At 71.3% G+C, this 24238-nt stretch carries 22 protein-coding genes, 1 tRNA gene and 1 other RNA gene; 9 read left to right on the plus strand and 15 right to left on the minus strand.

Annotation, left to right across the window (positions count from 1 at the left end; translation table 11 throughout):
* Nucleotides 1–104 precede the first annotated feature (104 nt).
* A complete protein-coding gene (locus tag G4Z16_RS14440; protein WP_246530851.1) occupies nucleotides 105–1448 on the plus strand; it encodes a cytochrome P450 in 1344 nt (447 codons plus the stop codon).
* A 72-nt stretch (nucleotides 1449–1520) separates the two neighbouring features.
* Complete coding sequence (locus G4Z16_RS14445) at nucleotides 1521–2522, plus strand: LysR family transcriptional regulator (RefSeq protein ID WP_197351170.1); 1002 nt, start codon at nucleotides 1521–1523, stop codon at nucleotides 2520–2522.
* A 308-nt stretch (nucleotides 2523–2830) separates the two neighbouring features.
* On the opposite strand, the gene G4Z16_RS14450 is transcribed toward G4Z16_RS14445, so the two are convergent.
* Both G4Z16_RS14450 and G4Z16_RS14455 read right to left on the minus strand, forming a co-directional pair.
* The gene (locus tag G4Z16_RS14450) at nucleotides 2831–3406 is read right to left on the minus strand and encodes a class I SAM-dependent methyltransferase (protein WP_197351171.1); all 576 of its coding nucleotides are present in this window, start codon (nucleotides 3404–3406) and stop codon (nucleotides 2831–2833) included.
* Nucleotides 3407–3542: 136 nt separating this feature from the next.
* The gene (locus tag G4Z16_RS14455) at nucleotides 3543–4673 is read right to left on the minus strand and encodes a hypothetical protein (RefSeq protein WP_246530852.1); all 1131 of its coding nucleotides are present in this window, start codon (nucleotides 4671–4673) and stop codon (nucleotides 3543–3545) included.
* Between the two features lie 158 nt (nucleotides 4674–4831).
* On the opposite strand from G4Z16_RS14455, the gene G4Z16_RS14460 reads away from it, so the two are divergent.
* Complete coding sequence (locus G4Z16_RS14460; RefSeq protein ID WP_246530853.1) at nucleotides 4832–6691, plus strand: S9 family peptidase; 1860 nt, start codon at nucleotides 4832–4834, stop codon at nucleotides 6689–6691.
* Here G4Z16_RS14460 and G4Z16_RS14465 read toward each other — a convergent pair.
* The 3 genes from G4Z16_RS14465 to G4Z16_RS14475 form a co-directional block, all read right to left on the minus strand.
* Nucleotides 6618–7466, minus strand: coding sequence for an SURF1 family protein (locus G4Z16_RS14465; RefSeq protein WP_197351172.1), 849 nt, complete (start codon nucleotides 7464–7466; stop codon nucleotides 6618–6620). The genes G4Z16_RS14460 and G4Z16_RS14465 overlap by 74 nt on opposite strands.
* Before the next feature lie 435 nt (nucleotides 7467–7901).
* Nucleotides 7902–9935, minus strand: coding sequence for a hypothetical protein (locus G4Z16_RS14470; RefSeq protein WP_197351173.1), 2034 nt, complete (start codon nucleotides 9933–9935; stop codon nucleotides 7902–7904).
* The gene (locus G4Z16_RS14475) at nucleotides 9932–10507 is read right to left on the minus strand and encodes a SigE family RNA polymerase sigma factor (protein ID WP_197354576.1); all 576 of its coding nucleotides are present in this window, start codon (nucleotides 10505–10507) and stop codon (nucleotides 9932–9934) included. Before G4Z16_RS14475 ends, G4Z16_RS14470 begins: the two co-directional genes overlap by 4 nt.
* Nucleotides 10508–10939: 432 nt before the next feature.
* Between G4Z16_RS14475 and G4Z16_RS14480 the strand changes: the two genes are divergently transcribed.
* A complete protein-coding gene (locus G4Z16_RS14480) occupies nucleotides 10940–11872 on the plus strand; it encodes an aminoglycoside phosphotransferase family protein (protein ID WP_425508165.1) in 933 nt (310 codons plus the stop codon).
* 80 nt (nucleotides 11873–11952) lie between these two features.
* Here the strand turns inward: G4Z16_RS14480 and G4Z16_RS14485 are convergent, their stop codons facing one another.
* From G4Z16_RS14485 to G4Z16_RS14495, 3 genes are all read right to left on the minus strand, one after another.
* Complete coding sequence (locus tag G4Z16_RS14485) at nucleotides 11953–12210, minus strand: hypothetical protein (RefSeq protein WP_197351174.1); 258 nt, start codon at nucleotides 12208–12210, stop codon at nucleotides 11953–11955.
* 170 nt (nucleotides 12211–12380) lie between these two features.
* A complete protein-coding gene (locus G4Z16_RS14490) occupies nucleotides 12381–13535 on the minus strand; it encodes an aspartate-semialdehyde dehydrogenase (RefSeq protein ID WP_197351175.1) in 1155 nt (384 codons plus the stop codon).
* Complete coding sequence (locus tag G4Z16_RS14495) at nucleotides 13532–14884, minus strand: aspartate kinase (protein ID WP_197351176.1); 1353 nt, start codon at nucleotides 14882–14884, stop codon at nucleotides 13532–13534. The genes G4Z16_RS14490 and G4Z16_RS14495 overlap by 4 nt, the downstream gene beginning before the upstream one ends.
* Before the next feature lie 529 nt (nucleotides 14885–15413).
* On the opposite strand from G4Z16_RS14495, the gene G4Z16_RS14500 reads away from it, so the two are divergent.
* The 4 genes from G4Z16_RS14500 (at nucleotide 15414) to G4Z16_RS14515 (ending at nucleotide 17708) form a co-directional block, all read left to right on the plus strand.
* Nucleotides 15414–15911 carry an SRPBCC family protein gene (locus G4Z16_RS14500; protein ID WP_197351177.1) on the plus strand — a complete coding sequence of 166 codons (498 nt, stop codon included), beginning with the start codon at nucleotides 15414–15416 and terminating at the stop codon, nucleotides 15909–15911.
* A 191-nt stretch (nucleotides 15912–16102) separates the two neighbouring features.
* On the plus strand, nucleotides 16103–16465 hold the full coding sequence (locus G4Z16_RS14505; protein WP_425508079.1) for an ArsR/SmtB family transcription factor: 363 nt from the start codon (nucleotides 16103–16105) through the stop codon (nucleotides 16463–16465).
* The gene (locus tag G4Z16_RS14510) at nucleotides 16465–17106 is read left to right on the plus strand and encodes an SRPBCC family protein (RefSeq protein WP_197351178.1); all 642 of its coding nucleotides are present in this window, start codon (nucleotides 16465–16467) and stop codon (nucleotides 17104–17106) included. Before G4Z16_RS14505 ends, G4Z16_RS14510 begins: the two co-directional genes overlap by 1 nt.
* Nucleotides 17107–17243: 137 nt before the next feature.
* Nucleotides 17244–17708, plus strand: a complete 465-nt coding sequence (locus G4Z16_RS14515; RefSeq protein ID WP_197351179.1) for an SRPBCC family protein — start codon at nucleotides 17244–17246, stop codon at nucleotides 17706–17708.
* A 24-nt stretch (nucleotides 17709–17732) separates the two neighbouring features.
* On the opposite strand, the gene G4Z16_RS14520 is transcribed toward G4Z16_RS14515, so the two are convergent.
* The 7 genes from G4Z16_RS14520 to ffs form a co-directional block, all read right to left on the minus strand.
* Nucleotides 17733–18395: a DNA alkylation repair protein gene (locus G4Z16_RS14520; RefSeq protein ID WP_197351180.1), complete on the minus strand. Its 663-nt coding sequence runs from the start codon at nucleotides 18393–18395 to the stop codon at nucleotides 17733–17735.
* Nucleotides 18396–18417: 22 nt separating this feature from the next.
* A complete protein-coding gene (locus G4Z16_RS14525) occupies nucleotides 18418–18693 on the minus strand; it encodes a DUF1905 domain-containing protein (RefSeq protein WP_197351181.1) in 276 nt (91 codons plus the stop codon).
* A gap of 108 nt (nucleotides 18694–18801) precedes the next feature.
* Nucleotides 18802–19479, minus strand: a complete 678-nt coding sequence (locus tag G4Z16_RS14530; protein ID WP_197351182.1) for a DUF5063 domain-containing protein — start codon at nucleotides 19477–19479, stop codon at nucleotides 18802–18804.
* Nucleotides 19472–20071, minus strand: a complete 600-nt coding sequence (gene recR / locus G4Z16_RS14535; protein ID WP_197351183.1) for a recombination mediator RecR — start codon at nucleotides 20069–20071, stop codon at nucleotides 19472–19474. Before recR ends, G4Z16_RS14530 begins: the two co-directional genes overlap by 8 nt.
* 237 nt (nucleotides 20072–20308) lie before the next feature.
* The gene (locus tag G4Z16_RS14540; protein WP_197351184.1) at nucleotides 20309–20659 is read right to left on the minus strand and encodes a YbaB/EbfC family nucleoid-associated protein; all 351 of its coding nucleotides are present in this window, start codon (nucleotides 20657–20659) and stop codon (nucleotides 20309–20311) included.
* A 240-nt stretch (nucleotides 20660–20899) separates the two neighbouring features.
* Entirely contained in the window at nucleotides 20900–23401 is a 2502-nt protein-coding gene (locus G4Z16_RS14545; protein ID WP_197351185.1) for a DNA polymerase III subunit gamma and tau, read from the minus strand.
* A gap of 199 nt (nucleotides 23402–23600) precedes the next feature.
* An RNA gene (gene ffs, locus G4Z16_RS14550) (signal recognition particle sRNA small type) lies at nucleotides 23601–23695 on the minus strand.
* A 74-nt stretch (nucleotides 23696–23769) separates the two neighbouring features.
* Here ffs and G4Z16_RS14555 point away from each other — a divergent pair.
* Nucleotides 23770–23854 (plus strand) — tRNA-Ser (locus tag G4Z16_RS14555).
* Nucleotides 23855–24238 lie beyond the last annotated feature (384 nt).

A 24238-nucleotide genomic window follows, 5' to 3' on the forward strand; every position in this document is an offset into this window, starting at 1 on the left:
CACGCCTTTGACCCGCACCGGCCCTCGTCACGTACCACCGAAATCGAATATCGGCTGCACCTCCACCCCGGACCCCCCACCTCTTGCCCGAAGGAGCTGCGAACGTGAGTGCTGCACTGAAGGCTGTCCCCCTGGCCCCGAACCGACGCCCCCTGATCGGCCACGCCCTCCCCCTGCTACGGCAGCCCCTCGACTTCATGAAGTCGCTCCGAGATACCGGCGACCTCGTACGGGTCGACGTCGGAACCCTGCCCATCTACTTCGTCACCAGCGCGGAGCTCACCCATGAGCTGCTCGTCACCAAGGCGCGCAACTTCGACAAGGGCCGCTTCTTCATACGGGCACGCACCCTCGTCGGCGACGCGCTGCCCACCGCACCCTCGGACATCCACAAGCGGCACCGAAGGCTGATGCAGCCGATGTTCCACCACGCCCGCATCGCCGGGTACGCGAACGTCATGGCCACCCGCGCGAACGCGATGGCCGAGTCGTGGAAACCGGGCGAGACCGTCGCCGTCGACGAGGAACTGGCCCAGTTCTCCGTGGCCACGCTCGCCGAGACGATGTTCTCCGCGGAGATCAGCCGTCCCGCCGCCGAGGCCGTCATCCGCGACGTCCCGATCCTGCTGAAGAACGCGCTCGTTCGGGCCGTCACGCCGAGGCTCATGGACCGGATGCCGATCCCCGCCAACCGCCGCTTCGACACCGCGGCGGCACGGCTGCGCAAGGTCATCGACGACGTCATCGCGATCTCCCACCAGCAAGGGGACGAGGACAACGAGGACCTGCTGTCCCTGCTCATGGCCGCGCGCGACGCCGACACCGGGGACACGCTCAGCGACCGCGAGGTGCGCGACGAACTCGTCGCGATCATGTTCGCGGGCACCGAGACGACGGCCTCCACGCTCGCCTGGACCTTCCACGAGCTCGCCACGCACCCCGAGGTCGAGGACCAGCTGCTGGCCGAGATCGAGTCGGTGCTCGGGGACCGTCCCGTCACCTTCGAGGACGTCCCCAAGCTCGAGTACATGGACCGGGTGCTGCGCGAGATCTCCCGGATGCACTCGGTGCCGCTGCTCATGCGCCAGGCCACCGCACCCGTCGAACTCGGCGGTACGGAGATGCCCGTGGGCACCGAGCTCGCCTTCAGCCTCTACGCGCTCCACCGCGACGCGCGCCTGTACGAGGACCCCGAGCGCTTCGACCCGGACCGCTGGCTTCCGGAGCACGGCGCGAAGGTGCCGCGCGAGGGCTACATCCCGTTCGGCGCCGGCAACCGCAAGTGCATCGGCGACGGCTTCGCCTGGACGGAGATCGTCATCACCCTTGCGACCGTTCTGCGGCGCTGGAGGTTCCAGCGGGTGCCGGGCCACACCGTCAAGGAGGTCGCCTCGGCGGTCGCGCACCCCGACAGCCTCCCCATGACCGTGCTGCCCAGGGAGGGGTGAGCCGCGGTCCCGGGCCGGGCGGTCCCGCACGGGGGAGTGGACCGTTCGCCGGGTGCCGGGTCATGGTGAGGCATGCTGCTTCGCCAGTTGGAATACCTGGTCGCGCTGGCCAGGGAACGTCACTTCGCGCGTGCGGCGGCCGCTTGCTTCGTCTCGCAGCCGTCGCTCTCCGCGGGCATCCGCAAGCTGGAACGTGAGCTGGACGTACCGATCGTCCAGCACGGCGCGCGTTTCCAGGGCCTGACGCCCGAGGGCGAACGCGTCCTGCTGTGGGCCCACCGCATACTCGGCGACCGCGACGCCCTCCAGCAGGAGATCGCCGCGATGCACGGACGCCTCACCGGCACCCTGCGGCTCGGCGCCATCCCCACGGCGCTCACCGTCACCTCGCTGCTGACCACGCCCTTCTGCGAGCGCCACCCCGAGGCGGGCGTACGTCTGGAATCGCTCTCCTCGCGCGAGATCATGCGCCGGCTCGCGGAGTTCGAGATCGACGCGGCACTCACCTACCTGGACGACGAGACCCTGCAGGGCGTGCACAAGCTGCCGCTGTACGAGGAGCGCTACGTCCTGCTCACGCCGGAGGACGAGCCGGTCACCGCCGACGGCGACGGCGACGGATATGCCGGCTCCCCCGGCGACAGCGACGGATATGCCGGCTCCACCGGCGACGGCGAAGAGGTGGTGAGCTGGTCGCAGGCCGCGCGGCTACCGCTGTGCCTGCTCTCTCCTCGCATGCGCAACCGCCGCATCCTCGACGGGCTCTTCGCCGCGGACGGCGCCTCGGTCTCCCCCGCCGTCGAGTCCGACACCGTCGACGGCCTCTACGCGCACCTCGCGTCGGGACGCTGGTCGAGCGTGATCTCCCACGCGTGGCTGCACATGTTCGGCATCCCCGCAGGCATGCGCGTTGTGCGGCTGCACGGCGACGGCGACAGCAGGCCGCGCGTCGGCCTGGTCTTCGCGGCCCACGAACCGCGGCCCGCCATGGTCCGCGCGCTGCTGGAAGTGGCGGAAGGCGCACGCGTACGGGACTCGCTGGACGAGCTGCTCAGCGCCCACCTCGGGTCATAGGCGCCGGCTATGCAGGCATAGGGAGGTTTGCTTTGACCCCCGCGCGGTGGACGGAGATGCTGGTCGAGCGCTTGCACCCCTGCTCCGCGGCCGGGGAGAGCGCGAGAGCCAGGCGGCGCCTGACCGCGCCCGGTCCGCCCCGACCGGGAGGCACTCCCCCTGGGCCCTTGGGGCCCCGGGGGGGGACCCCCAGCCTGGTGGCCCGAAGGGCCCCGGAGAGAGCCCGGGGTCCTTCCGTCACCGCCCCCGCGGCGACGACTTCGGAAACGCGCCCAGCTGGAAGCCGCTGCGCCGGTACGGGTGCGCCGTCACTCGGGACGCCGGCCGCGGAAGCGCAGGCCGCCGCTCTCCGGGTGCCGGTCGACCAGTACATCGGTGAAGCCCGCCGCCTCCAGCCGTCCCGGAAGCGTCTTCGGGGGCAGCGTGTTCATCGTGTCGCCGATGTGCAGCAGCCGGAAACGGAAGTTGGGCTGGCTGTCGCTGCCCGCGAAGATCCCGCCGGGACGCAGCACACGGAAGGCCTCGCGGAAGATCTTGTCCTGCGTCGGGACCTCCGGCACGTGGTGGAGCATCGTGAAGCAGACCACGGATGAGAAGCCGCCGTCCGGCAACGGCAGATCCGAGGCGTCACCGTGGATGATGCGGGCACGCTCGCCCCAACTCTCCCGCAGCAGACGCGTGGTGTCCCCGTCGATCTCCACGGCGGTGAGGCTGGGGACCTGCTCGACCAGTACGCGGAGGTTGGCGCCGTACCCGGGGCCGAGTTCCAGTACCTCGTCGCCCAGTTCGACGTCCTCGAGGGCCCAGGGCAGCAGACGGTCACGCACGCCCTGCGCCCACTTCTCGGAGCTGCACAACCTTCGATGTGCTCGGTTCATCGGCATGAGCAGACGCTACGGCCCGGGTGACCGTCCCGCTACGCTCCGGACACGAGCTCGTCGGCGCTCCACGCCTCGGCCCGCGCCGCGCCTCGGCCGCGCCGCGACCGTTCCCGAACCGGCGAGGACGTGCCGCAGGCCGCTACTCATACATCACGTACTCCGGTTCCGGGCGCAGCTTCAGGACCTCCGGCGGCTTCATCAGGCGGGAGCCCTCGGCGTCCTCCTCGTAGAAGAGCTTGAATCCGGTGTGGAGTCCGTCGGGCATGTCCTCGACGAGCTGCCGCCACGTGGCCCGCTTGAGTCCGGGGGATCCTATGCCGTCGGCGCTCTTGATCAACGTGACGCCGTCCGCGGGGCGCAGCTTCTTCTCGTCGCTGAGGACGGACGTGGCGACCTGGTGGAAGACGAGCGGCTTGTGCGGCAGATCGTGCTCGTCGACGAGCTTCGACAGGTGGTCGGCGACGTCGTTGATCTCGCCGCCGCCGGTGCGTCCGTATGTCTCGCCGGGCGTCTGGCCGGGGCCCATGTCCCATTCGGGGTCGAGGGCCACTCCTACGTCGGGGTGTTCCAGCCATTCCTCCAGTGCCCTGACCTCGTCGAGCATCCCGGCGCGTCCGGGCTGGATGTTCAGCAGCAGCAACGCGTCGTTCTTGCGGGCGAGTTCGTGGAAGCGGCGGATCGTCTTCCCGGGGGTCCGGGTGCGGTACTCGCCGTCGGGGCCCGCGTTCGGGTTGGCCACGGTGGCGAGGAGTTCCAGCACGGGCAGCGCCTCGCGGCCCCCGGCATACTTGCGCGCGGTCTTCTCGATCTCGGAGGCCCGCTTGCCCGGATCGCCGTCGCCGAGGCGGCCCAGCGCCGGAGCTCCCGGCAGCCCGCAGTAGCCGACCAGCCGGTACTTCGGGAACAACTCCCGGCCGCCGCGAGGCAGTTGAGGCCGCTTCCTGGTCCGCCGCGGCTTCGGGGACCTTGACGGCGAGGCGCTGCGCCCGCCGTCACGTGCCGAACTCGCGCCGCCCTTCGCGTCGTCGGGCCGCGAGGGGGAGGACGTGCCGCAACCCGTGACCACGCCGATCCCGGCGGCCGCTCCGGCCGCGAGCAGTCCCCTGCGGCTCGGCGGTCCGGACGGTGCCGTCGGCGGAGCCGGTGGCGTCGGCGGGGGCGGTGGCGGTGGCGCCCAACTTCCCCCTGGCGCAGAGCTGTTGGTCCTGGTCCCGTCGGATCCGTCCTGCCCGTGCCGTGCCGTCGGCTCACCGTTCGTCCCGTCAGCCACGTCGCCTCCGTCCGCCCGGTCGGTGCGTCTTGCGTGCGCGTACGTAGGTCCCCGTCCCGTCTGCTTGTCCCGCGGGCCCCGCCCCGAAACGATGTTGATCCCGCCACGTACGGCGGCCCCCGCCCTCGCGGCGTCCGCTCCCGGCGCAGAATGGGCACATGACGCAGAAGACCGATGCCATGCCGGAGTGGGAGAAGCGCTTCCGGGCACCGCGGGTCTCGTTGCCCGACTGGGCCGAGGACGCTCCCGACCGCTCGCTGTACGTCTCCAACGTGACGGGCACCTTCGAGCTGTACGCGTGGGACCGGGTCACCGGTGAGCACCGCCAGGTGACCGACCGCCCCAACGGGACGACCGACGGCGTACTGACGCCCGACGGCGAGGAGATCTGGTGGTTCTCCGACACCGACGGTGACGAGTTCGGGGTCTGGATGCGGCAGCCCTTCAAGGGCGGCGACGACGAGCCGGCGGTACCCGGTCTCGCCCCGTCCTTCCCCGCGGGACTGACCATCGGACGCGACGGCAGTGCCGTCATCGGCCGCTCGACCGACGAGGACGGCACGACGATCCACCTCTGCCGTCCCGGCCAGGAGCCCGTCGAGATCTACCGCCATCGCGAGTCCGCCGGGGTGGCCGACCTCTCGCACGACGGGACGCTGCTCGTCGTCGAACACACCGAGCACGGCGACGCGATGCACTCCGCGCTGCGCGTGATGCGCCCCGACGGCACGACCGTCGCCGAACTCGACGACAGCGAGGGAGGCACCAAGGAACTCGGCCTGTCCGCCCTCGGGTTCGCGCCCGTGCCGGACGACTCCCGGCTGCTGATCGCGCACCAGCGCACGGGCCGCTGGGAGCCGATGATCTGGGAACCCCTCACTGGAGACACGACCGAGCTCGCCATCGACCTGCCCGGGGACGTGAGCGCCGACTGGTATCCGGACGGCAGCGCGCTCCTCGTGTCCCACAGCCACCAGGCGCGCAGCGACCTGTGGCGCTACGACCTCGCGGACCGCACCCTGACCCGGGTCGAGACCCCGCCCGGCTCGGTCTCCGACGCGACGGTACGGCCCGTCGCGCAGGCCGCGCAGGGAACGGAGGGGCCCGGCGGAGCGGATGGCACCGGCGTCAGCGTCGAGTATCTGTGGTCGTCCGCGGCACAGCCACCGCAGGTGCGTTCCGTCGCCGGTGACGTCGTCCTGGACCCGCCCGGCATGACGGCACCGCCGTCGGTCGCAGTCGAGGACGCCTGGGTGGAGGGCCCCGGCGGCACCATCCACGCGCTCGTGCAGAAGCCGGAGGGCGAGGGCCCCTTCCCCACCGTCTTCGACGTGCACGGCGGCCCGACCCATCACGACAGCGACGCCTTCGCGGGCCAGCCCGCCGCGTGGATCGACCACGGCTTCGCCGTCGTACGCGTCAACTACCGCGGCTCCACCGGCTATGGACGGGCCTGGACGGACGCGCTCAAGCACCGCGTCGGCCTCATCGAGCTGGAGGACATCGCGGCGGTGCGTGAGTGGGCCGTCGATTCCGGCCTCGCCGATCCCAGTCGGCTGGTGCTGGGCGGCGGATCGTGGGGCGGCTATCTGACGCTGCTCGGCCTGGGCACCCAGCCCGAGGCGTGGGCGGTCGGCCTCGCCGCCGTGCCGGTCGCCGACTACGTCACCGCGTACCACGACGAGATGGAGGCGCTGAAGTCGCTGGACCGCACGCTGCTCGGCGGCTCCCCAGAGGAGGTGCCGGAGCGCTACGAGGTCTCGTCACCGCTGACGTACGTCGACGACGTCCGCGCACCGGTCTTCATCTCCGCGGGCGTCAACGACCCGCGCTGCCCCATCCGGCAGGTCGAGAACTACGTGCAGCGGCTGGAGCGGCGAGGGGCACCGCACGAGGTGTACCGCTACGACGCCGGGCACGGATCGCTCGTGGTCGAGGAGCGGATCAAGCAGTTGAGGCTGGAGATCGACTTTGCCCTGAGGCACCTTCCGGATCCTGCTCCTGCGGCCCGGGGATGATGCCGAGCGCGGCGTCCTTCGCGAGCTCCGCGTCCCGGCGGAAGAGCCGGAACCACATGAAGACCACGAAGCCCGCGAAGACGAACCACTCGGCCGTGTAGCCGAGGTTCTGGAACGCCTTGATGTCGAGGCCGGTGTTGTCGGGACGTACGGGCGGCACCGGCTTCAGTTTCGAGTCGGCAGGGATGTGCTGCACGGTGATCCAGGCGTCGTGGACGTCGTACGGGACGACGTTGACGAGGGCCGCCGCGCTGATCATGCCGAGCTGCCCCTTCGGCAGGCCCCCTTCGGCCCGCACGCCCGGAGTGCCCTGTGTCTCGGACGCCTGGAGCGCACCGGTCACCCGCACCTCCCCGCGCGGAGTCCGGGGCACCCGGGAGGGATCGGCGTCGCCGGGCAGCCATCCCCGCACCACCGGGAGCGCCTTGCCGTGGCCGCCGGTCCCGGCGTGGGTGCGCAGCAGCGACAGCACGTAGAAGCCACGCCTGCCCTCCAGGCTCCGGTCGGGGACCAGCAGCGGACGGGAGGTGTCGTAGCGTCCGGTGACCTCCGCGGTGCGGCCGCTGGTCACGGCGTCGACGGGCAGCAGCCGGGACAGCGGTTCGGGCTTCGCGTGCTCCGCGCGGGAGACCGTCCTCTGCTGCTCCTCATGGCTCTCGACCCGTGCCTCGAAGCGGGAGAGCTGCCAGCTGCCCATGAAGAGGCACACCGGGATCGCCAGCACGGAGAAGAGGTTGATTCCCCACCACCGCGGGGTCAGCAGGAACCGGTACACGCCTCAACGGTACGGGGCCGGGGAGCGGCGGTGGCGCGTGGGTGCGCGCGGCGCGGGTGCGCGCGGCGCCAGGCGCCGGGCACGCACGCGGCGCGGGTACGCGCAGCGTCGGGATCCGGGCACGCACGCGGCGCGGGTGCATTCGGCGCTGGGCGACGGGCCGGAGCGCGGGTGCGCGCGGTGTCGGGACCCGGGCACGCACGGGGCGCGGGTACGCGCAGCGAGCGGCCCTGGGCGACGGGCCGGAGCGCGGGTACGCGCAGCGAGGGGCGCCGGGCGACGGGCCGGGGCGCGGCACAGCTCATGAGCGGGTGCAGGGTATGGCCGCCGGACACAGGCCGCGGGGCACCTTCGCCGTCCGGCTTTCCCACCCCGGCCAACCGGTCCCGGAGGGCCCGCGGGCCCGCGGGCCCGCGGCCCGGCCAGTCGACCCGGTCAGTCGGCCGCAAGCACTCCGGTGCGGTAGAGCGTGCCGGCGCAGGCGCCCTCGAGTTCGGTGTTCGCCGCCGCCGGATCGCCCACGTCCGGTGTGTGGCTGAGCACGACGCTGGCCTCCTCGTCCGACTCCCCGCCGTCGCCGCCGGAGTTGGAGCTGTTGCCGCCGGCGTCGTCGCCGCCGGAGTTCCCGTTGCTGCCACCGCTGTCGTTGCCGCCGGGGTTGCCGTTGTTGCCGCCCTGGCTGCCCTCGGGCCCGTTGCCCTCCTGGGCCTTGGGCTCGGGATCGCCGGAGGGTTCGCAGTCCTTGGGCACCCAGGCCCACTTGACCTCGTAGGCCTGGCCGGGCTTCAGCACCAGCTCGCTCGCGGCGAGGGCGGGGTCGGGAAGCGCCGTGGCGGCGTCGCCCGCGGTGTGGTCCAGGACGTCTATGCGCTCGATGTCGGCACGGCCGTGCGCGGACGCGCCGACGATGCCCTCGCCCTCGACGGTGCAGGCGTCGGAGGAGGTGTTGACGACGCGGAAGCTGCCGTAGACCTTCCCCTCGGAGTCGGGGCTCTCCGTCGCCGCCGAGCCGTCGCCGAGCTGTTGCCGGCCGCAGCTCGGGGCGCTCGTGGCGAGGGTGTCGTTCGGGTCTCCCCCCTCGGAGCCCGCGCCCTGCGTGGGCGAGGGCGACGCCGATCCGTCACCGCCGCCCGACTTGCCGCCGTTGCCGCTCGCACCGCCCGACCCGCTGCCCGGGCCCTGGGTGTTGCCGGTACCGTTCGCCCCGCCGACGCTCTGCGCCTGGCTGTTGCCCTCGCCCGCGTTGATCGACGAGCCGCCCTCGATGCCCGGGATCAGCCCCGCGTTCACCAGCCCGGGGAAGCCCACTCCCACCAGCACGACGGCGGCCGCGGCGCCCGCGAGGGCACGGCGGCGGTGCGCACGGCGGGCCGGCACCGCGTGCTTGAGGTGGGTGAGGGCCTCGGGGGCGGGCTCGATGCCGCGCACGCTCTGGTGCAGCATCCGGCGCAGCTCCGCCTCGACCTCGCTGTCGTCGCCGTCGTGACCGCCGTCGCCGGCGGGACCGTGTTCCCCGTCGCCGCCGCTGCCCCCGCCGCCCGTTCCGCGGAGACCGCCGCCGGAGCCCTGCCCGCCGTTGCCGCCGGGAGCGGGCGGAGGCACGGCGGCGCCTTCTCCCCACTCCTGCGGGGAGCCGTGACGCCGCTCCGGCTGCTCCAGGCCGGACGGACCCGGCTCGTCCGGGAATCGCATCGTGTACGTGTGGTTCGAATGCATGGCTGTTACCGCGCTGGCTGCTACCGCGTCGAGAACCGCGTCCGGCCCACCGGGGGCGGAATGCGGAGGGTCAGGGAGGTCCGGCGGACGCGGCACGTCGGGCGCGTCCGGGGCCGATGGGTCGCCGGGCGCGCCCGGCAGGTCCGCAGGGGGGCCCGGGAGGTCGACGGGCCGGTCCAGCTCCGGCAGGTCCGGATCGTCGATCCGCGGAGGTTCCGGGATCTCGGGCTCGTCATGGATGCCGGGGCTCTCTGGGATCTCGGGAGCCTCCGGAACGTCGGGCATGTCGGGGACATGCGGCGCCGGCGGTATGTCCGGCGTCGGCGGGATCTCCGGGCTCCGCAGCACGTCCGGTGCGCCGGGGATCTCCGGCATCTCCGCCGGACCGTCGACCTCCGGGACGTCCGGCACTCCGGGCAGATCCGGCAGATCGGGGGACTCGGGTGCCTCGTGCGGCGGGAATTCGGGGCTTTCGGGCACGTGGGGTGCGTCCGGCGCGTGCGGCGTCTCGGGCGCGTGCGGCCCGTCCGGCAGACCGGGCTCCTCGGGACCGGTGCCCGGGCCGCCCTGCTCGTGGGCGGCGACCGGCGCGGCACCGCGGCCGCCCGGGTTGTGCCCGTTGAGGTGCATACCCAGCTCGTAGGGACCGCCGGGCTCGCTCGAGACGTCCTGCAGCTCACCGGCTCCGGCCAGACGCACGAGCTCGCGCAGCCGCCGGCTCAGGACCATGTCCTGGTCGTCGTACGCACTCATGACGCCGCCTCCATCGCGACCCTGAGCGCGGCGATGCCCCGCGAGCCGTAGGCCTTCACCGAGCCGAGCGACAGTCCTAGCACGTCGGCCACCTGCGCCTCGGTCATGTCCGCGAAGTAGCGCAGCACCAGCACCTCGCGCTGGCGGCGCTGCAGGCCGCGCATGGCGTGGATCAGCTCGTCGCGCTCCAGTTGCTCGTACGCGCCCTCCTCGGCGCTCGCCATGTCCGGCATCGGCTTGGAGAGCAGCTTCAGACCGACGATGCGCCTGCGCAGCGCGGAACGGGAGAGGTTGACGACGGTCTGCCGCAGATACGCGAGGGTCTTCTCCGGGTCGCGGACGCGCTTGCGTGCGGAGTGGACGCGGATGAAGGCCTCCTGCACGACGTCCTCGCAGGACGCGGTGTCGTCCAGGAGCAGGGCCGCGAGCCCGAGCAGCGACTTGTAGTGGACTCGGTAGGTCTCGGTCAGGTGGTCGACTGTCGTGCCCGCTGCCATCGCGTCGTCAGATTCCGCGCCCGGGGCAGGGACACGCGTGGGACGGGTGGCGGACCACGGCGAGATCACCGGCATGCCCCCGGTTGCGATGCCGGAGGTGCCAGGTGCCGTCGCGAGTACTGATCCGAATGCTTCCGCCACGCTTGTTGGACACACACTCCCCCTGCAGGGTTGTACGCGTTTGTCATCGTCGGAGACGAACCTTCGAACGCGTTCATGCGTACCAGCTCTTCCCGGATGCCCTCATCGTCACAGCGCCTCTCGCGAATCCAGGCAGTGGACAGAAAGACGCCTCGCCCCCCGGAGCCGGTTGCAGCGCCCGGGAGAGAAATTCTCGTCCAGTCGTCGTGTACAGGCCAGTGCCAAGACCCTTCCTTGACGTAGAACTTCGCACCGTTCCGCGTGGATACAGCAGACGGTCGACAGTTCCCGGAGACGCCGAACGCATTGGCGGAGGTGGCCCTGCGCGAGGAAATCCATTTGTCCGCGGCACACGCACAAGCCAGCCTGTGCCGGGTGAGCGAAATCTCAGCACCCCCGTCGGTCGACGCGGACCTCGTACGGAAGTTGATCGCCTCGCAGTTCCCGCGCTGGGCCCATCTGCCGGTCACGCCCGTCGCGGCGGGCGGCGTCGACAACCGCACGTTCCACCTCGGCGACGAGATGGCCGTCCGCCTGCCGAGCGCCGAGGGATACGCGCCGCAGGTCGACAAGGAGCAGACGTGGCTGCCGGTACTCGCGCCGCGGCTGCCGCTGCCGGTGCCCGCGCCGCTCGCCAAGGGCGAGCCCGCGGAGGGCTATCCCTTCCGCTGGTCCGTCAACCGGTGGATCGAGGGCGAGACCGCGAGCAGGGAACGCATCGGTGATCTCACGGAGTTCGCCACGGACCTCGCCGGTTTCCTCACCACGCTTCAGGGGATCGACGCGACCGGCGGGCCGCTCGCCGGGGCGCACAGCTTCTACCGCGGCGCCCCGCTCACGACGTACGACGCCGAGACGCGCCGCTCCATCGAGGCGCTGGCGGGACGCATCCCTGCCGTCGCCGAGACGGCCACGGCCGCGTGGGAGTCGGCCCTGAACGCCTCGTGGGAGGGCCGGCCCGTCTGGTTCCACGGCGATGTGGCGTCCGGCAATCTGCTCGTCGCGGAGGGACGTCTCTCAGCCGTCATCGACTTCGGATGCTCGGGCGTCGGCGATCCCGCCTGCGACTTGAGCATCGCGTGGACGCTGCTGTCCGGCGAGAGCCGGAAGGCCTTCCGGGAGGCGATGTACGCCGGGGGTCACGTCGACGCCGCCTGCTGGGAGCGCGGACGGGGCTGGACGCTGTGGAAGGCGCTCATCTCCCTCGCGGGGCTCATGTGCGACGGTGCGGGCACCGAGGCTGCGGCCGTCCTCGACGAGGTGCTGACCGAGTACGAGGAGGAGCGGACGGACCGCTAGCGTCCCGCACGGCGAACCCGGCCCCGTCGACCGGCCGATGCGGACGGACCGCGAAACCGCGGCGGACCGAGAAGGAGCCCTCAGGCGTCCTCGGGCTCCAGCTCGAACGTGAAATAGACGCTCAGCATGAAGGGTTCGTCCTCGTCGTGCATGAAGTCCCATGAGACATCCACCAGGAAGACATCGTGCTCGCCCACCCACTCGTGGGCCTTCCTGAAGGCGTCGGCGGCGGTCGTGGCGGGGAAGAGCTTCCTCGCCATGGGATGAACCTGGGACTCGGCGTCGCTGTCGTCGAAACCCTCCGGAACGTCCAGGCAGAGGCCGGGGTCGAACTCCATGGACTGCACCCTCCCGTCGGTCACCGCTGCGCGTCGGCAGAGGCGGCCCCGCGAACACGACACCCGGAAGGACCGCGGCACGAGCGGCAGGGTTGCTTCGACCGTCCGGCCCGATCGGCGAGGGTCCTGCGGGGGCGGTGCCGTCGCCCCCAACGACCGCGCATGACGGCCTAGTTGCCCGACGCGGCCTTCTCCGCCGCGACCTGCTCGGCGATCTGCGCCATGTTGAGCGCCGCGCCCTTGCGCAGGTTGTCCGCGCAGACGAACAGCTCCAGCGATTGCGGGTCGTCCAGCGACTGCCGCACACGTCCCGCCCAGGTGGGGTCCGTGCCGGCCACGTCCGCGGGAGTCGGGAAGTCGCCAAGGGCCGGGTCGTCGCACAGCACGACGCCCGGCGCGTTCGCCAGTATCTCGCGCGCTCGCCCCACGGACACCTCACGCTCGAACCGGGCGTGCAGGGACGTCGAATGAGCCGTGAACACCGGCACCCGCACGCACGTCGCCGCGACGGGAAGGCCGGGCAGCCCGAGGAGCTTCCTCGTCTCGTCGCGGACGGTCAGCTCCTCGGACGTCCACCCGCCCTCGCTCATCTCCCCCGTGAACGGCACGACGTTGAGCGCGACGGGCGTGGCGTGCGGGTCGCCCGGTGAAGCGGACGTGGAAGCCACGGCGGCCCCACGCCCCTCCGCCACGGCCCGCCGCACGTCGCCGGGATGCCTGCCCAGCTCGGCACCGGCCGCCTCCGCGGACGTGACGGCCGCCAACTGGCCGCGCAGCGCCTCCACTCCGGAACGACCCGCGCCGGAGACGGCCTCGTACGAGGAGAGGACCAGCTCGGCCAGCCCCCACTCCCCGTGCAGGGCGCCCAGCACGACGATCATCGAGAGAGTCGTGCAGCCGGGACTGGCGATGACGCCGCGCGGCCTCTTCCTCACGGCCTCGCCGTTGAGTTCGGGCACGACCAGCGGCACGTCCTCCGCCATACGGAAGGCCCGGGAGCCGTCCACGACGACGACACCGAGCCCGGCGGCGACGGGTACCCACCGTGCCGCGACCTGCTCCGGAACGGCGAAGACCGCCACGTCGGCGCCCTTGAGCGCCTCCTCGCTCAGCGCGCGCACAGCGGTGCCCTCGCCGCGTACGTCCCGTACCCGTCCGGAGGAGCTCGGCGAGGCGATCAGGCGGATCTCGCCCCAGACGTCGGCCCGTTCGGAGAGCAGGCCGAGCAGTACCGTCCCGACGGCCCCGGTCGCACCGACGACCGCCAGGACGGGCTTGCCCGCGCGCCCGCCGCCGGGGCGGGCGGCACGGGCCGGGGGCGTCACCGCCCTGTGCCTCCGTAGACGACTGCCTCGTCACTCTCGCTGTCGAGCCCGAACGCCGAATGCACCGCGCGCACCGACTCGTTGACGTCGTCCTCGCGCGTGATGACCGAGATGCGGATCTCCGAGGTGGAGATCAGCTCGATGTTGACCTCCGCCTGCGACAGGGCCTCGAAGAAGGTGGCCGTCACACCGGGGTTCGTCTTCATTCCGGCACCGACGAGCGAGATCTTCGCGATCTGGTCGTCGTAGCGCAGCGAGTCGAACCCGATGCCGCCCTGCGCCTTCTCCAGCGCCCCGATCGCCTTGCGCCCCTCGCTCTTGGGGAGCGTGAAGGAGATGTCCGTCAGACCGGTCGACGCGGCGGAGACGTTCTGCACGACCATGTCGATGTTGACCTCGGCGTCCGCGATGGCACGGAAGATCACCGCGGCCACACCGGGCTTGTCCGGCACTCCGACAACCGTGATCTTCGCCTCCGAGGTGTCGTGCGCGACACCCGAGATCATGGCCTGTTCCATCGACTGTTCCCCTTGCCCGCTGTCCTTGCTCTGCCCGCTCTTCAGCGCGGCCTGTGCACCCGGGGTGCCCTCTCCGTGCCCTTCATATCCACCCGGCGGCTCGCTGCTGACCCAGGTGCCCTGAAGCCCCGAGAAGGACGACCGGACGTGGATCGGGATGTTGTAGCGGCGGGCGTACTCGACGCAGCGGTGCAGGAGGACCTTCGAACCCGAGCTCGCCAGCTCCAGCATGTCCTCGAAGGAGATCCAGTCGATCTTGCGGGCCTTCTTCACGACCCGCGGGTCGGCGGTGAACACACCGTCGACGTCGGTGTAGATCTCACAGACGTCCGCTTCCAGCGCGGCGGCCAGCGCGACGGCGGTCGTGTCGGAGCCGCCGCGGCCCAGCGTGGTGATGTCCTTGCTGTCCTGCGAGACGCCCTGGAAGCCCGCGACGATCGCGATGTTGCCCTCGTCGACGGAGGTCTGGATACGGCCCGGCGTGACGTCGATGATCCGCGCCTTGTTGTGGGCGGAGTCGGTGATCAGGCCTGCCTGGCTTCCGGTGAACGACTGTGCCTCGTGGCCGAGGGATTTGATCGCCATCGCCAGCAGTGCCATGGAGATTCGCTCTCCGGCGGTCAGCAGCATGTCGAACTCGCGCCCCGTCTGTACGGGGGACACTTCCTTCGCGAGATCGATCAGCTCGTCCGTCGTGTCACCCATCGCCGAGACCACGACGACAACCTGGTTGCCGTTCTTCTTGGCCTCGACGATCCGCTTGGCAACGCGCTTGATGCCCTCGGCATCGGCAACGGAGGAGCCGCCGTACTTCTGCACGACTAGGCCCACGTGTGCTCGCTCCTCGATTCTCAAGTCCTCGCGCCCTTCCCCTGCCTGCCTGAGTGGCCGGGGCGACTCCCGTCCGGAAGTCCTCGGGTCGGCTCATTTTACCGAGAAGGCGTCCCGCCCTCTCGTCCAGCGAGCAACCCTGCCCGTTCAAGGGGCGTCCACACGGGAACGTAAGAAGGGTCACACGCGGGCGCTACTGGGCGGAGGACTCACCATTGGCGCTCGGCCACCCTCGGCGGCCCGCTTTCCCTGCCCGAGCGGCTGCGTGCCGGGGTTCCGTCCGTTCAGGCCGGCTCCCGTTCCGCCGGCGCGAGGCGGCACTGCTGCCCTTGTCAGGTGCCGTCACACCGCGTGACCGGACGGCGCCGTCATCGGTTCCGGACAGCGGCGCCCCGCCATTCCGGCGGAGCGGCCGGCTCCGGGAGGGGCCCGCCCTGTCGCCCAGGCGGCCGTTGTCAGTGCCCTCTGCTCCAATTCCGGCTACAGGGATGGAACAACGGGGTCCGTCCTCAACTCCGGAGGACGAACGATGAGTTCACCACAGGTGACAGTGGAGCGCCGCATCGCGGCACCGGTGGACAAGGTGTGGGCCGCGCTGACGGACATCGAGCACGGTGCCGATGTGATCAAGGGGATCGACCGGATCGAGATGCTCAGCGAAGGCCCCTTCGGAGTCGGCACCCGCTGGCGGGAGACGCGCCGCATGCTGGGCAAGGAGGCCACCGAGGAGATGTGGGTGACCGAGAGCGAGCCCCGGACCCGCTACGTGGTCGAGGCCGAGTCCCGCGGCACGCACTACACCTCGGAGTTCCTGCTCACGCCGCAGGGGGACGACGCCACTTCGGTGCGCCTGACCTTCGGCGCCGAGACCGGCGAACAGGGCGGTCTCAAGGCCGTGCTGATGAAGGCCTTCGTCACCGTCGGCGCCAAGGGCGCGGCCAAGGCTCTGGCCAAGGACCTCGCGGACATAGCCGCGTCCCTGGAGGAGGCGGCACCTCCCGAGGGGCAGGGGCCACGCTCGCGCTGATCCGCCCGCTCCGGCACCGGCCCCGGACCTCTGCACGGCCCTGGATCCTGCCTGCTCCGGCCCCACGGCCCACGGCCCACGGCCCCCGGCCCCCGGCCCCCGGCCCCCGCAGGACGACGCCACCGGGGCGGCGGCCGGAATCCTTGCTTCACCTATGGCTTATATAAGCCGTGGCTGTATATATTGCTGCCGTGCACGCGTTGGATGTCCTGGGAGACCCGGTGCGCCGCCGGATACTCGAACTGCTCGCCGACGGTGAGCGGACCTCGGGAGCCGTCGGCGCCGTGATCCAGGCCGAGTTCGGCATCTCCCAGCCCGCCGTCTCCCAGCACCTGCGGGTACTGCGCGAGACGGGCTTCGCCTCCGTACGGCCGGAGGGCACCCGGCGGCTCTATGCCGTCGAGCCCGCTCCCCTGCGCGAGGTCGATACATGGCTCGAGCGCTTCCGGGGCTTCTGGGAACAGCGGCTGGACGCGCTCGGCACGGAGCTGGCGCGCGGCAAGCGCGAACGCCGCACAAGAGGCGCCGGCGCGGACAGCGGCAAGGAGCAGTGATGAGCGACATCATCGACGAGATCAACGACATCCACCGGGAAGTCGGCAGCCGGAGCGTGGGCGAGGAGGAGGCCCGCACCATCCTGCTGCGGCGGACGTACGACGCCACGGCCGAGGACGTCTGGGACGCCTGCACGGACCCGGAACGCATCGCCCGGTGGTTCCTCCCCGTGAGCGGCGACCTGAAGCTCGGCGGCAACTACCAGCTCGAGGGCAACGCGGGCGGCGAGATCCTGCGCTGCGAACGGCCCCGGCTGCTCAAGGTGAGCTGGGTGATGGGCGAGAGCCCCGGCTTCAGCGAGGTCGAGGTGCGCCTGACACCAAAGGGCGAGGAGAAGACGCTCTTCGAACTGGAGCATGTCGCCGTCGTACCCCCGGAGTTCTGGGACCAGTTCGGCCCGGGAGCCGTCGGCGTCGGCTGGGACCTCACGCTGATCGGTCTCGGGATGCATCTGCGCGGCGAGTCCGTCGGCGACCACGAGAAGTTCGAAGCGAGCGACGAGGCACGGAACTTCATGACCCGCAGCAGCGAGTTGTGGGGCGCGGCGCACGAGGCTTCCGGCGCACCGGCCGACGCCGTGGAGGAGGCGGTTCGCGGCACGACGGCCTTCTACGTACCGCCCCGCGAGGACGGCGCCTGAGCACGGCCGAGGACCGAGTCGCACCGGGAGTCGCTGCCAATCCCTCGACGCCCGAGCTCCGTTGCCGGAGACTGCTGATCTGATTCCGGCCAAGGAGGCCGGAATCAGACACCGGTCCCCGACGGAAGGGCTCGTTCATGACCACGTGGCAGGTGACGGTGGAGCTCCGCATCGCGGCTCCCGTGGAGCGGGTGTGGCAGGCGATGACGGACATCGAAGGCTCTCCCGGGGTGATCGCCGGCATCGAAAGCGTGGAAGTTCTCAGCGAAGGCCCCTTCGGGGTGGGCACGCGATGGCGGGAGACCCGCAGGATCTTCGGCAAGGAAGCCACCGAGGAGATGTACGTGACGGCCGCCGAGGCCCCCGCGCGCTACGTCGTCGAATCCGATTCGCGGGGCGTGCACTACATGTCGGAGTTCACGCTCACTCCCGACCAGGACGGAGCCACCACCGTCCGGCTGGTCCTCGACGCCGAGACGGAGAAGAAGAGCCTCGGCGGCGCGATGGGGAAGTTCCTCGGCGGGATCGGCTCCAAGGCCGTGGCGAAGACGGTGTCGAAGGACCTGGAAGACGTCGCCGCGGCCGTCGAGTCCTCGAAGTGACCTGCCTGAGCAGGCACTTGAGGCTCAGCGGGCCCGCGATGTCCGGGGTGGGTTCTTGTAGCCGGTGTCGAGCTTGTGCCCGGTCTCGCGGACCACGCGGGCGGCAAGGACTTCCTGGTTGCTCCGGATGAAGCTCCGCACGGCGTCCGGGTCCCAGATCACCAGCTGACGCAGAGCCCACGACAGCGCCTTGACGACCATGTCGTCGCGGTCCGACACCAGCCGGGCGCAGATGTCGAGGGTGCGCTCCGCGTCGCCGGTGCCGCCACGGGATCGCAGATTCAGGGGGACGGTCGAGACCAGGGCGGCGCGGCGCCACCACCGGTCCTCAGATCCGGCCCACCGGTGGATCACCTCGTCGGGGATCACCCCCCGCCGCCAGGCAGGACCCGAGACGCAGCAGCCGAAGGTATCCACCGAGACCCAGCTGTCGAGCCGGCCGGCGAGCCCCTCGACATCCTCAACGCTCAGGCAGGTCAGGGCAGTCGGGTGGTGGTAGATCAACTCGAAGGCGACCCAGCGCTGCCGGTCCGCCAGCGCCCAAGCCAGCGCCACGGCGTACTCGCCCGACTCCGTTCGCAGATCCTTCGAGAACTCACGACGGACCCGGCGTACCGACTCCGTCGTCGGCTCGGAAAGCATGCGGATGCGCCGGTCCAACTCGTCGGCAAGCGCTCGCTCGTCCATGTGCACCTCAGTGGTGGACGCCTCAGTCGCGCCCGTCGATCCGCTCCTCCAGACGAACGGTCACCATCTCCCCCGCCTTCTTGCCGATCGCCCTGCGCACCTCCGCCTTCACGGGCAGTTTGTGCGTGCCGTCACCCAGGGCCATGAACGAGCTCCGGAACGGATGCCCGTCGACCGTGCCCCGCACCTTCACCAGGCCTCGGGTGCCGAAGTACTCGACGGAGTCGGGCCAGACGACATACGTCCAGCCCCCCACGTCGGGGCCCTTGCGCAGTCTTGCGGTGAACCGCTTGTCCATGGTCGGCACGCCTCCCTCGCCGTCGCCTTCACCGGTCCTGCAAGTGGCGACCGCGGACGGCGCGAAAACTCATCGCCCCGCTTGAGGAAGAGTGCGCGGGCAGAGGTGTCAGCGACCGCCGCCGTCGGGCTGCATGCCTAGCGGGACGCCGATCTCCGCTGCCATGACCGCGCCGGCCTCCTTCTCCAGCTCGCCGTCGTCGTCATCGGCGATCGGGCTGTCCGTGTCCAGGCCGTCGAGTTCGCGCAGCGGGGTGTCGAGCCGCACGTGCGCGACGAGGGACTGCAGGGCCCGCAGCGCGGCGGAGGCGGTGGGCCCCCAGTTCGACAGGTACGAGAACTGCCACCACCACAGGGCCTCGCTGACCCTGCCCTCGCTGTAGTGCGCCATGCCGTGCCGCAGATCGGTGACCACGTCGGCGAGATCGTCGGAGATGCGGCAGGGTACGGGCGCGGTGCGCGGCTCGTACGGGTCGAAGACCTCGTTGTAGACGTCCACCGGGTCCAGCAGCGCCGCGAGCTTGAGACGCATCTCGTCGACGTCCGACTCGGGACCGATGTCCGGCTCGTACCGCTCCACAGGCACGAAATCCTCATGGGCGCCCAACCGGCCGCCGGCGAGCAGGAGTTGGGACAGCTCCAGCAGCAGGTAAGGGATCGCGCTGTCCGGGTCGTCGCCCTTCGCCACCTCGGTCACCGACACGAGGAAGCTCTCGATCTGATCGGAGATCTGGACCGCGAAGTCGTCCGGATTGTCCTCGATCGCGTTCAGAGTGGCCTCAGACATCGAGCAACCTTCTTCCCTCGAAGGCCCGCCCCAGCGTGACCTCGTCCGCGTACTCCAGGTCTCCCCCGACGGGGAGTCCGCTTGCCAGGCGCGTCACTTTCAGCCCCATGCTGGAGACCATACGCGCGAGGTACGTGGCCGTCGCCTCCCCTTCGAGATTCGGATCGGTGGCAAGGATCAACTCGGTGACGGCGCCGTCCGCCAGCCGCGTCATCAGCTCGCGGATGCGCAGATCGTCCGGCCCCACACCCTCGATGGGGCTGATGGCGCCGCCCAGCACGTGGTAGCGGCCACGGAACTCCCGCGTCCGCTCGATCGCGACGACGTCCTTCGGCTCCTCGACCACGCAGATGACGCTGCCGTCACGCCGGGTGTCCAGGCAGACGCGGCACTTCTCCTCCTGCGCGACGTTGCCGCACACCACGCAGAAACGGACCTTCTCCTTGACCTCCGTCAGGGCGTGCGCGAGGCGGCGTACGTCGGCGGGGTCGGCCTGGAGGACGTGGAAAGCTATCCGCTGCGCGCTCTTGGGACCGACGCCGGGCAGCCTGCCGAGCTCGTCGATGAGGTCCTGAACCACGCCTTCGTACACGGATTCTCCCGTTCCTGCCGTCGGACTCGTCCCGCCGGTCTTCCTCCTGCTTCCGCTTCCGGCCGTCGCCGAACGACCGTCGCGGAACGGTGAGTTGTCTTCCCGCTCGCTCCGCCGCGCCGCCGGCGCAAGGCCCCCGCACGCTCACCGCAGGCCGTCGGGCGGCTCCCCCGTGACGGCGCTCACCAGGTGAACGGGCCCCGACCCCGCGGTCGTTCCATCAGCGGGGTGCCGGCGTCAGAACGGAAGCCCCGGCATGCCGCCGCCTCCGCCCAGGCCCTGAGCGAGCGGTCCGAGCTTCTGCTGCTGGAGTTGTTCGGCGCTCGCAGTCGCGTCCCGCACGGCCGCGAGCACGAGGTCGGCGAGGGTCTCGGTGTCCTCCGGGTCCACCGCCTTGGGGTCGATGACGAGGCCCTCGAGCTCGCCCGTACCGTTCACGCTCGCCTTGACCAGGCCACCGCCGGAGGAACCCTCGACGATCGACTCGGCCAGCTCCTGCTGCGCCGCGGCGAGGTCCTGCTGCATCTTCTGGGCCTGCTGCAACAGCTGCTGCATGTCGGGCTGGCCCCCACCATCACCGGGAATCACGACTTGGCTCCTGGCTCGTCGACGACGTCTTGTCCGCACCGCACGCGGTGCCGGTTGTGCACGGTGCACACACGGCGCCAGTTCTTCGCGCGGCCCGCGCCGTACGGCTGTTCATCCGCCTCGGACAGATGCCGTACGCGCGGTTCTTCATCTCGTAGAACGAGCCTACGTGCTCTGCGCCGACCCCGCTGACCCTGTACCCAACCTGCCCCTCGACCACCTGGAACAGGACGGAAGAGCTCATTCGTGATCGAACTCCTCGATCACGGTGGCCCCGAGTTCGCGCATGATCAAGTCATGGCCGGAGAGGGCCGATTCGTCAAGATCGGGATCGTCCTCCGCGGGCATGTCGTCCTCGATCGTGCTGCTGTACGCGGCGGCCGCCGGCGCCGCGGAACCGTGCGGCCCGGACGGGCCCGGAACAACCCCGTTCGCCCTGCCCGGGCCGGAGGCCCCGGCGGACTGCGCGCCGGTGGCGACCTGCGCGGTGGCGAGCGCCTGACGGGCACCCGCGGCGCCGCCCCCGGAGCCCTGGCCACCCTGCGGCGACTGCCCGCCACCGCCCGTGCCCGGCCCGTAGGACGATCCGTGCGCCTGCTGCCCCGACGGGGAGAACGAAGCGGAGGGTGCGGCGGGAGGGGCGGAGGGAGCCGAGGAGCCGCCGCCCGCACCGCCGCCGAAGCCACCGCCGCCCGGCGGGCCGCCAGGGCCTCTCGCGCCCGCGCCGCCGCCACCGGACGGGTCGACGATCGCCTCGACCTTCCACTGCACGCCCAGCGCGTCGTTCAGCGCCTGGATCAGTACGTCCTCGCTGCCGCCGCCCACGAAGCTGTCGCGGGCGCCGGAGTTGGAGAAACCGAGTTGGAGCGTGGAGCCGTCGAAGCCGACGACCTGCGCGTTCTGGCTCAGCAGGATCCAGGTGAAGCGGCGCCGGTTCTTCACCGCATCCAGGATCTGCGGCCACATCTGCCGGACCTGGGCGGCGCCCTGGGACGGGTCCTGCGCGGCCGGAGCCGGTGCGGACTCCGCGTCGGCGGCGCCGGCGGGCTGCGGCGCGGGCTCGGGCGGGCCCGCGGGAGCTGCGGGTTCGGCTGAAGCTGCGGGTTCGGCTGGAGCCGCGGGTTCTGCCGGGGCGCTCCGCTGCGCACCGCCGCCGCTGCCCGGCCAGGCACCGGGCGCTCGGGACGGCTCCCGCGGCGGGGCCTCGTCCCGTGCGGCCGCTCCGGAGGCCGCCGCGGCATCCTCGTCCCCCGCTCCGGCTCCGGCCGCGGCGCCTGCTCCTGTCGCGGGCCCGGCTCCTGCCCCGGCTCCTGTGGCGGGTCCTGTCGACGAGGGCCACGCACCCGGGCGCCTGCCGCCGCCACCGGACGGGGGCGCCGAGGCCGGAGCACCCGCGCCGCCACTGGGCAGCTCGGCGGAGGGCGCCGGCTCCGCGGTCCGGGCCGGCGCGGATCCCGTGTCCTGTGCCTGCTCAGCGACCCTCGCGTTCGTGGCTGGAGCGGCGGCCCGCGGAGCCGGAGCGGGAGCCGCCGGGCCTGCAGCCTGCACGGGCGCCGCCGGGAGGCCCGAGCCTCCCGCGAAGGCCGCACCCCTCTCCAGCCGGTCGAGCCGGGCCTGCACGGAACGTTCGTCCCCGTACGCCGCGGGCAGCAGCACCCGCGCACAGATCAACTCCAGCTGGAGCCGCGGCGATGTCGCTCCGCGCATCTCGGTCAGGCCCGTGTTGACCACGTCGGCCGCTCGGCTGAGCTCCGCGGCACCGAAGGCGACGGCCTGCGCACGCATTCCCTCGACCACGTCTGCCGGGGCGTCGATCAACCCCTTGTCCAAGGCGTCCGGAACGGCAGCGATGATCACCAGGTCACGCAGCCGCTCCAGAAGATCCGTCACGAAGCGCCGCGGATCGTGACCGCCCTCGATGACGCGGTCGACGATCTCGAAGGCCCGCGCCCCGTCGCCCGCCGCGAAAGCCTCCACCACGCCGTCCAGCAGCGCGCTGTCGGTGTATCCGAGCAGGGCCGTGGCCATGGCGTACGTCACGCCGTTCTCATCGGCGCCCGCCAGCAGCTGGTCCATGACCGACATCGCGTCCCGCACCGACCCCGCGCCCGCGCGAACGGCGAGCGGCAGCACGGACTCCTCGACGGGGATCGACTCCCGCTCACACACCTCGGCCAGGTGGTCACGCAGCGTCCCCGGCGGCACGAGCCGGAACGGGTAGTGGTGCGTACGCGAGCGGATCGTGCCGATGACCTTCTCCGGCTCCGTCGTCGCGAAGATGAACTTCAGGTGCTCGGGCGGCTCTTCGACCACCTTCAGCAGGGCGTTGAAGCCCGCCGAGGTGACCATGTGCGCCTCGTCGACGATATAGATCTTGTACCGGCTGGAGGCCGGCCCGAAGAACGCCTTCTCCCTCAACTCGCGTGCGTCGTCGACGCCCCCGTGCGACGCCGCGTCGATCTCGATCACATCGATCGACCCCGGGCCGTTCCGCGCGAGGTCGAGGCACGAGCGGCACTCACCGCAGGGCGAAGGTGTCGGCCCCTGCTCGCAGTTGAGGCAGCGGGCGAGGATGCGCGCACTGGTCGTCTTGCCGCAGCCGCGCGGCCCGCTGAAGAGATACGCGTGGTTGACGCGGTTGTTGCGCAGAGCCTGCTGAAGCGGCTCTGTCACATGCTCTTGCCCGATGACCTCGGCGAAGGTCTCGGGGCGGTACCGGCGGTACAGGGCGAGGGACGACACACCCCCGACGATATCGGTGCGGACCGACAAGTCACGCCGCGCTCACCCCACCCGCCGTCCACCCGCACACCAGCGCGGTGGCCCCGGGGAGAACGGGAGCGCGCGAGCGCCTGGAGAAAGGGGCGCGGGGAAGCGCCTCCTCGGAGCGGGGACGTGCGGTGGCGCCGCCCGAAAACGGGGCCCGAACGCCCTCGCGCACGCGAACGCCCCTCACGCACCCGCCAGAGCCCTCCTACCCTTGCTGCCTTCCGGCCCTGGGGGAGTTCAGAGAGTTAGCGCCACGTGAGGGGCTGCGCCCAACAGTACCCGATGGCCGTACCGGGGATCGAGTTCGCGAGCACTGCTCGGCGTCTTGTAGTGTTTGCGGCGGAGGATTCGCCTAGTGGCCTAGGGCGCACGCTTGGAAAGCGTGTTGGGGGCAACCCCTCACGAGTTCGAATCTCGTATCCTCCGCCCAGCCTCACCGGGCTGAACGAAGGCCCCGACCGGGAGACCGGTCGGGGCCTTCGTCGTTCTCCGTCTCATGCGCAGTCTCAACGGGGGGTCTGCCGGACTCTCCGCCGGCACCCCGTCGTCGCTGGCGCCGTGCAGGCGCCCGTCGCGCACTTTGGCGTCGGTGAGCAACTGCTTCCGCACGTCGTAGCCGGACACGGTGTGACCCCGGCACGGTGCCCCGCCGCTCCAACGACGAGCAGCGGGGCACCAGTTGCCTTGCGTGGGACCCGACGTCACCTGAGCGTTGCACTACATGGACCTTCAACAGGTCTGATCGTGCGGGTCAGGAGCGCCCTTCTCGCTTCAGTTGCCGCCCAAGGGACAGCTCGAGGCGAGAAAGCG

The sequence above is a fragment of the Streptomyces bathyalis genome (genome assembly GCF_015910445.1).
GTDB lineage: Bacteria > Actinomycetota > Actinomycetes > Streptomycetales > Streptomycetaceae > Streptomyces > Streptomyces bathyalis.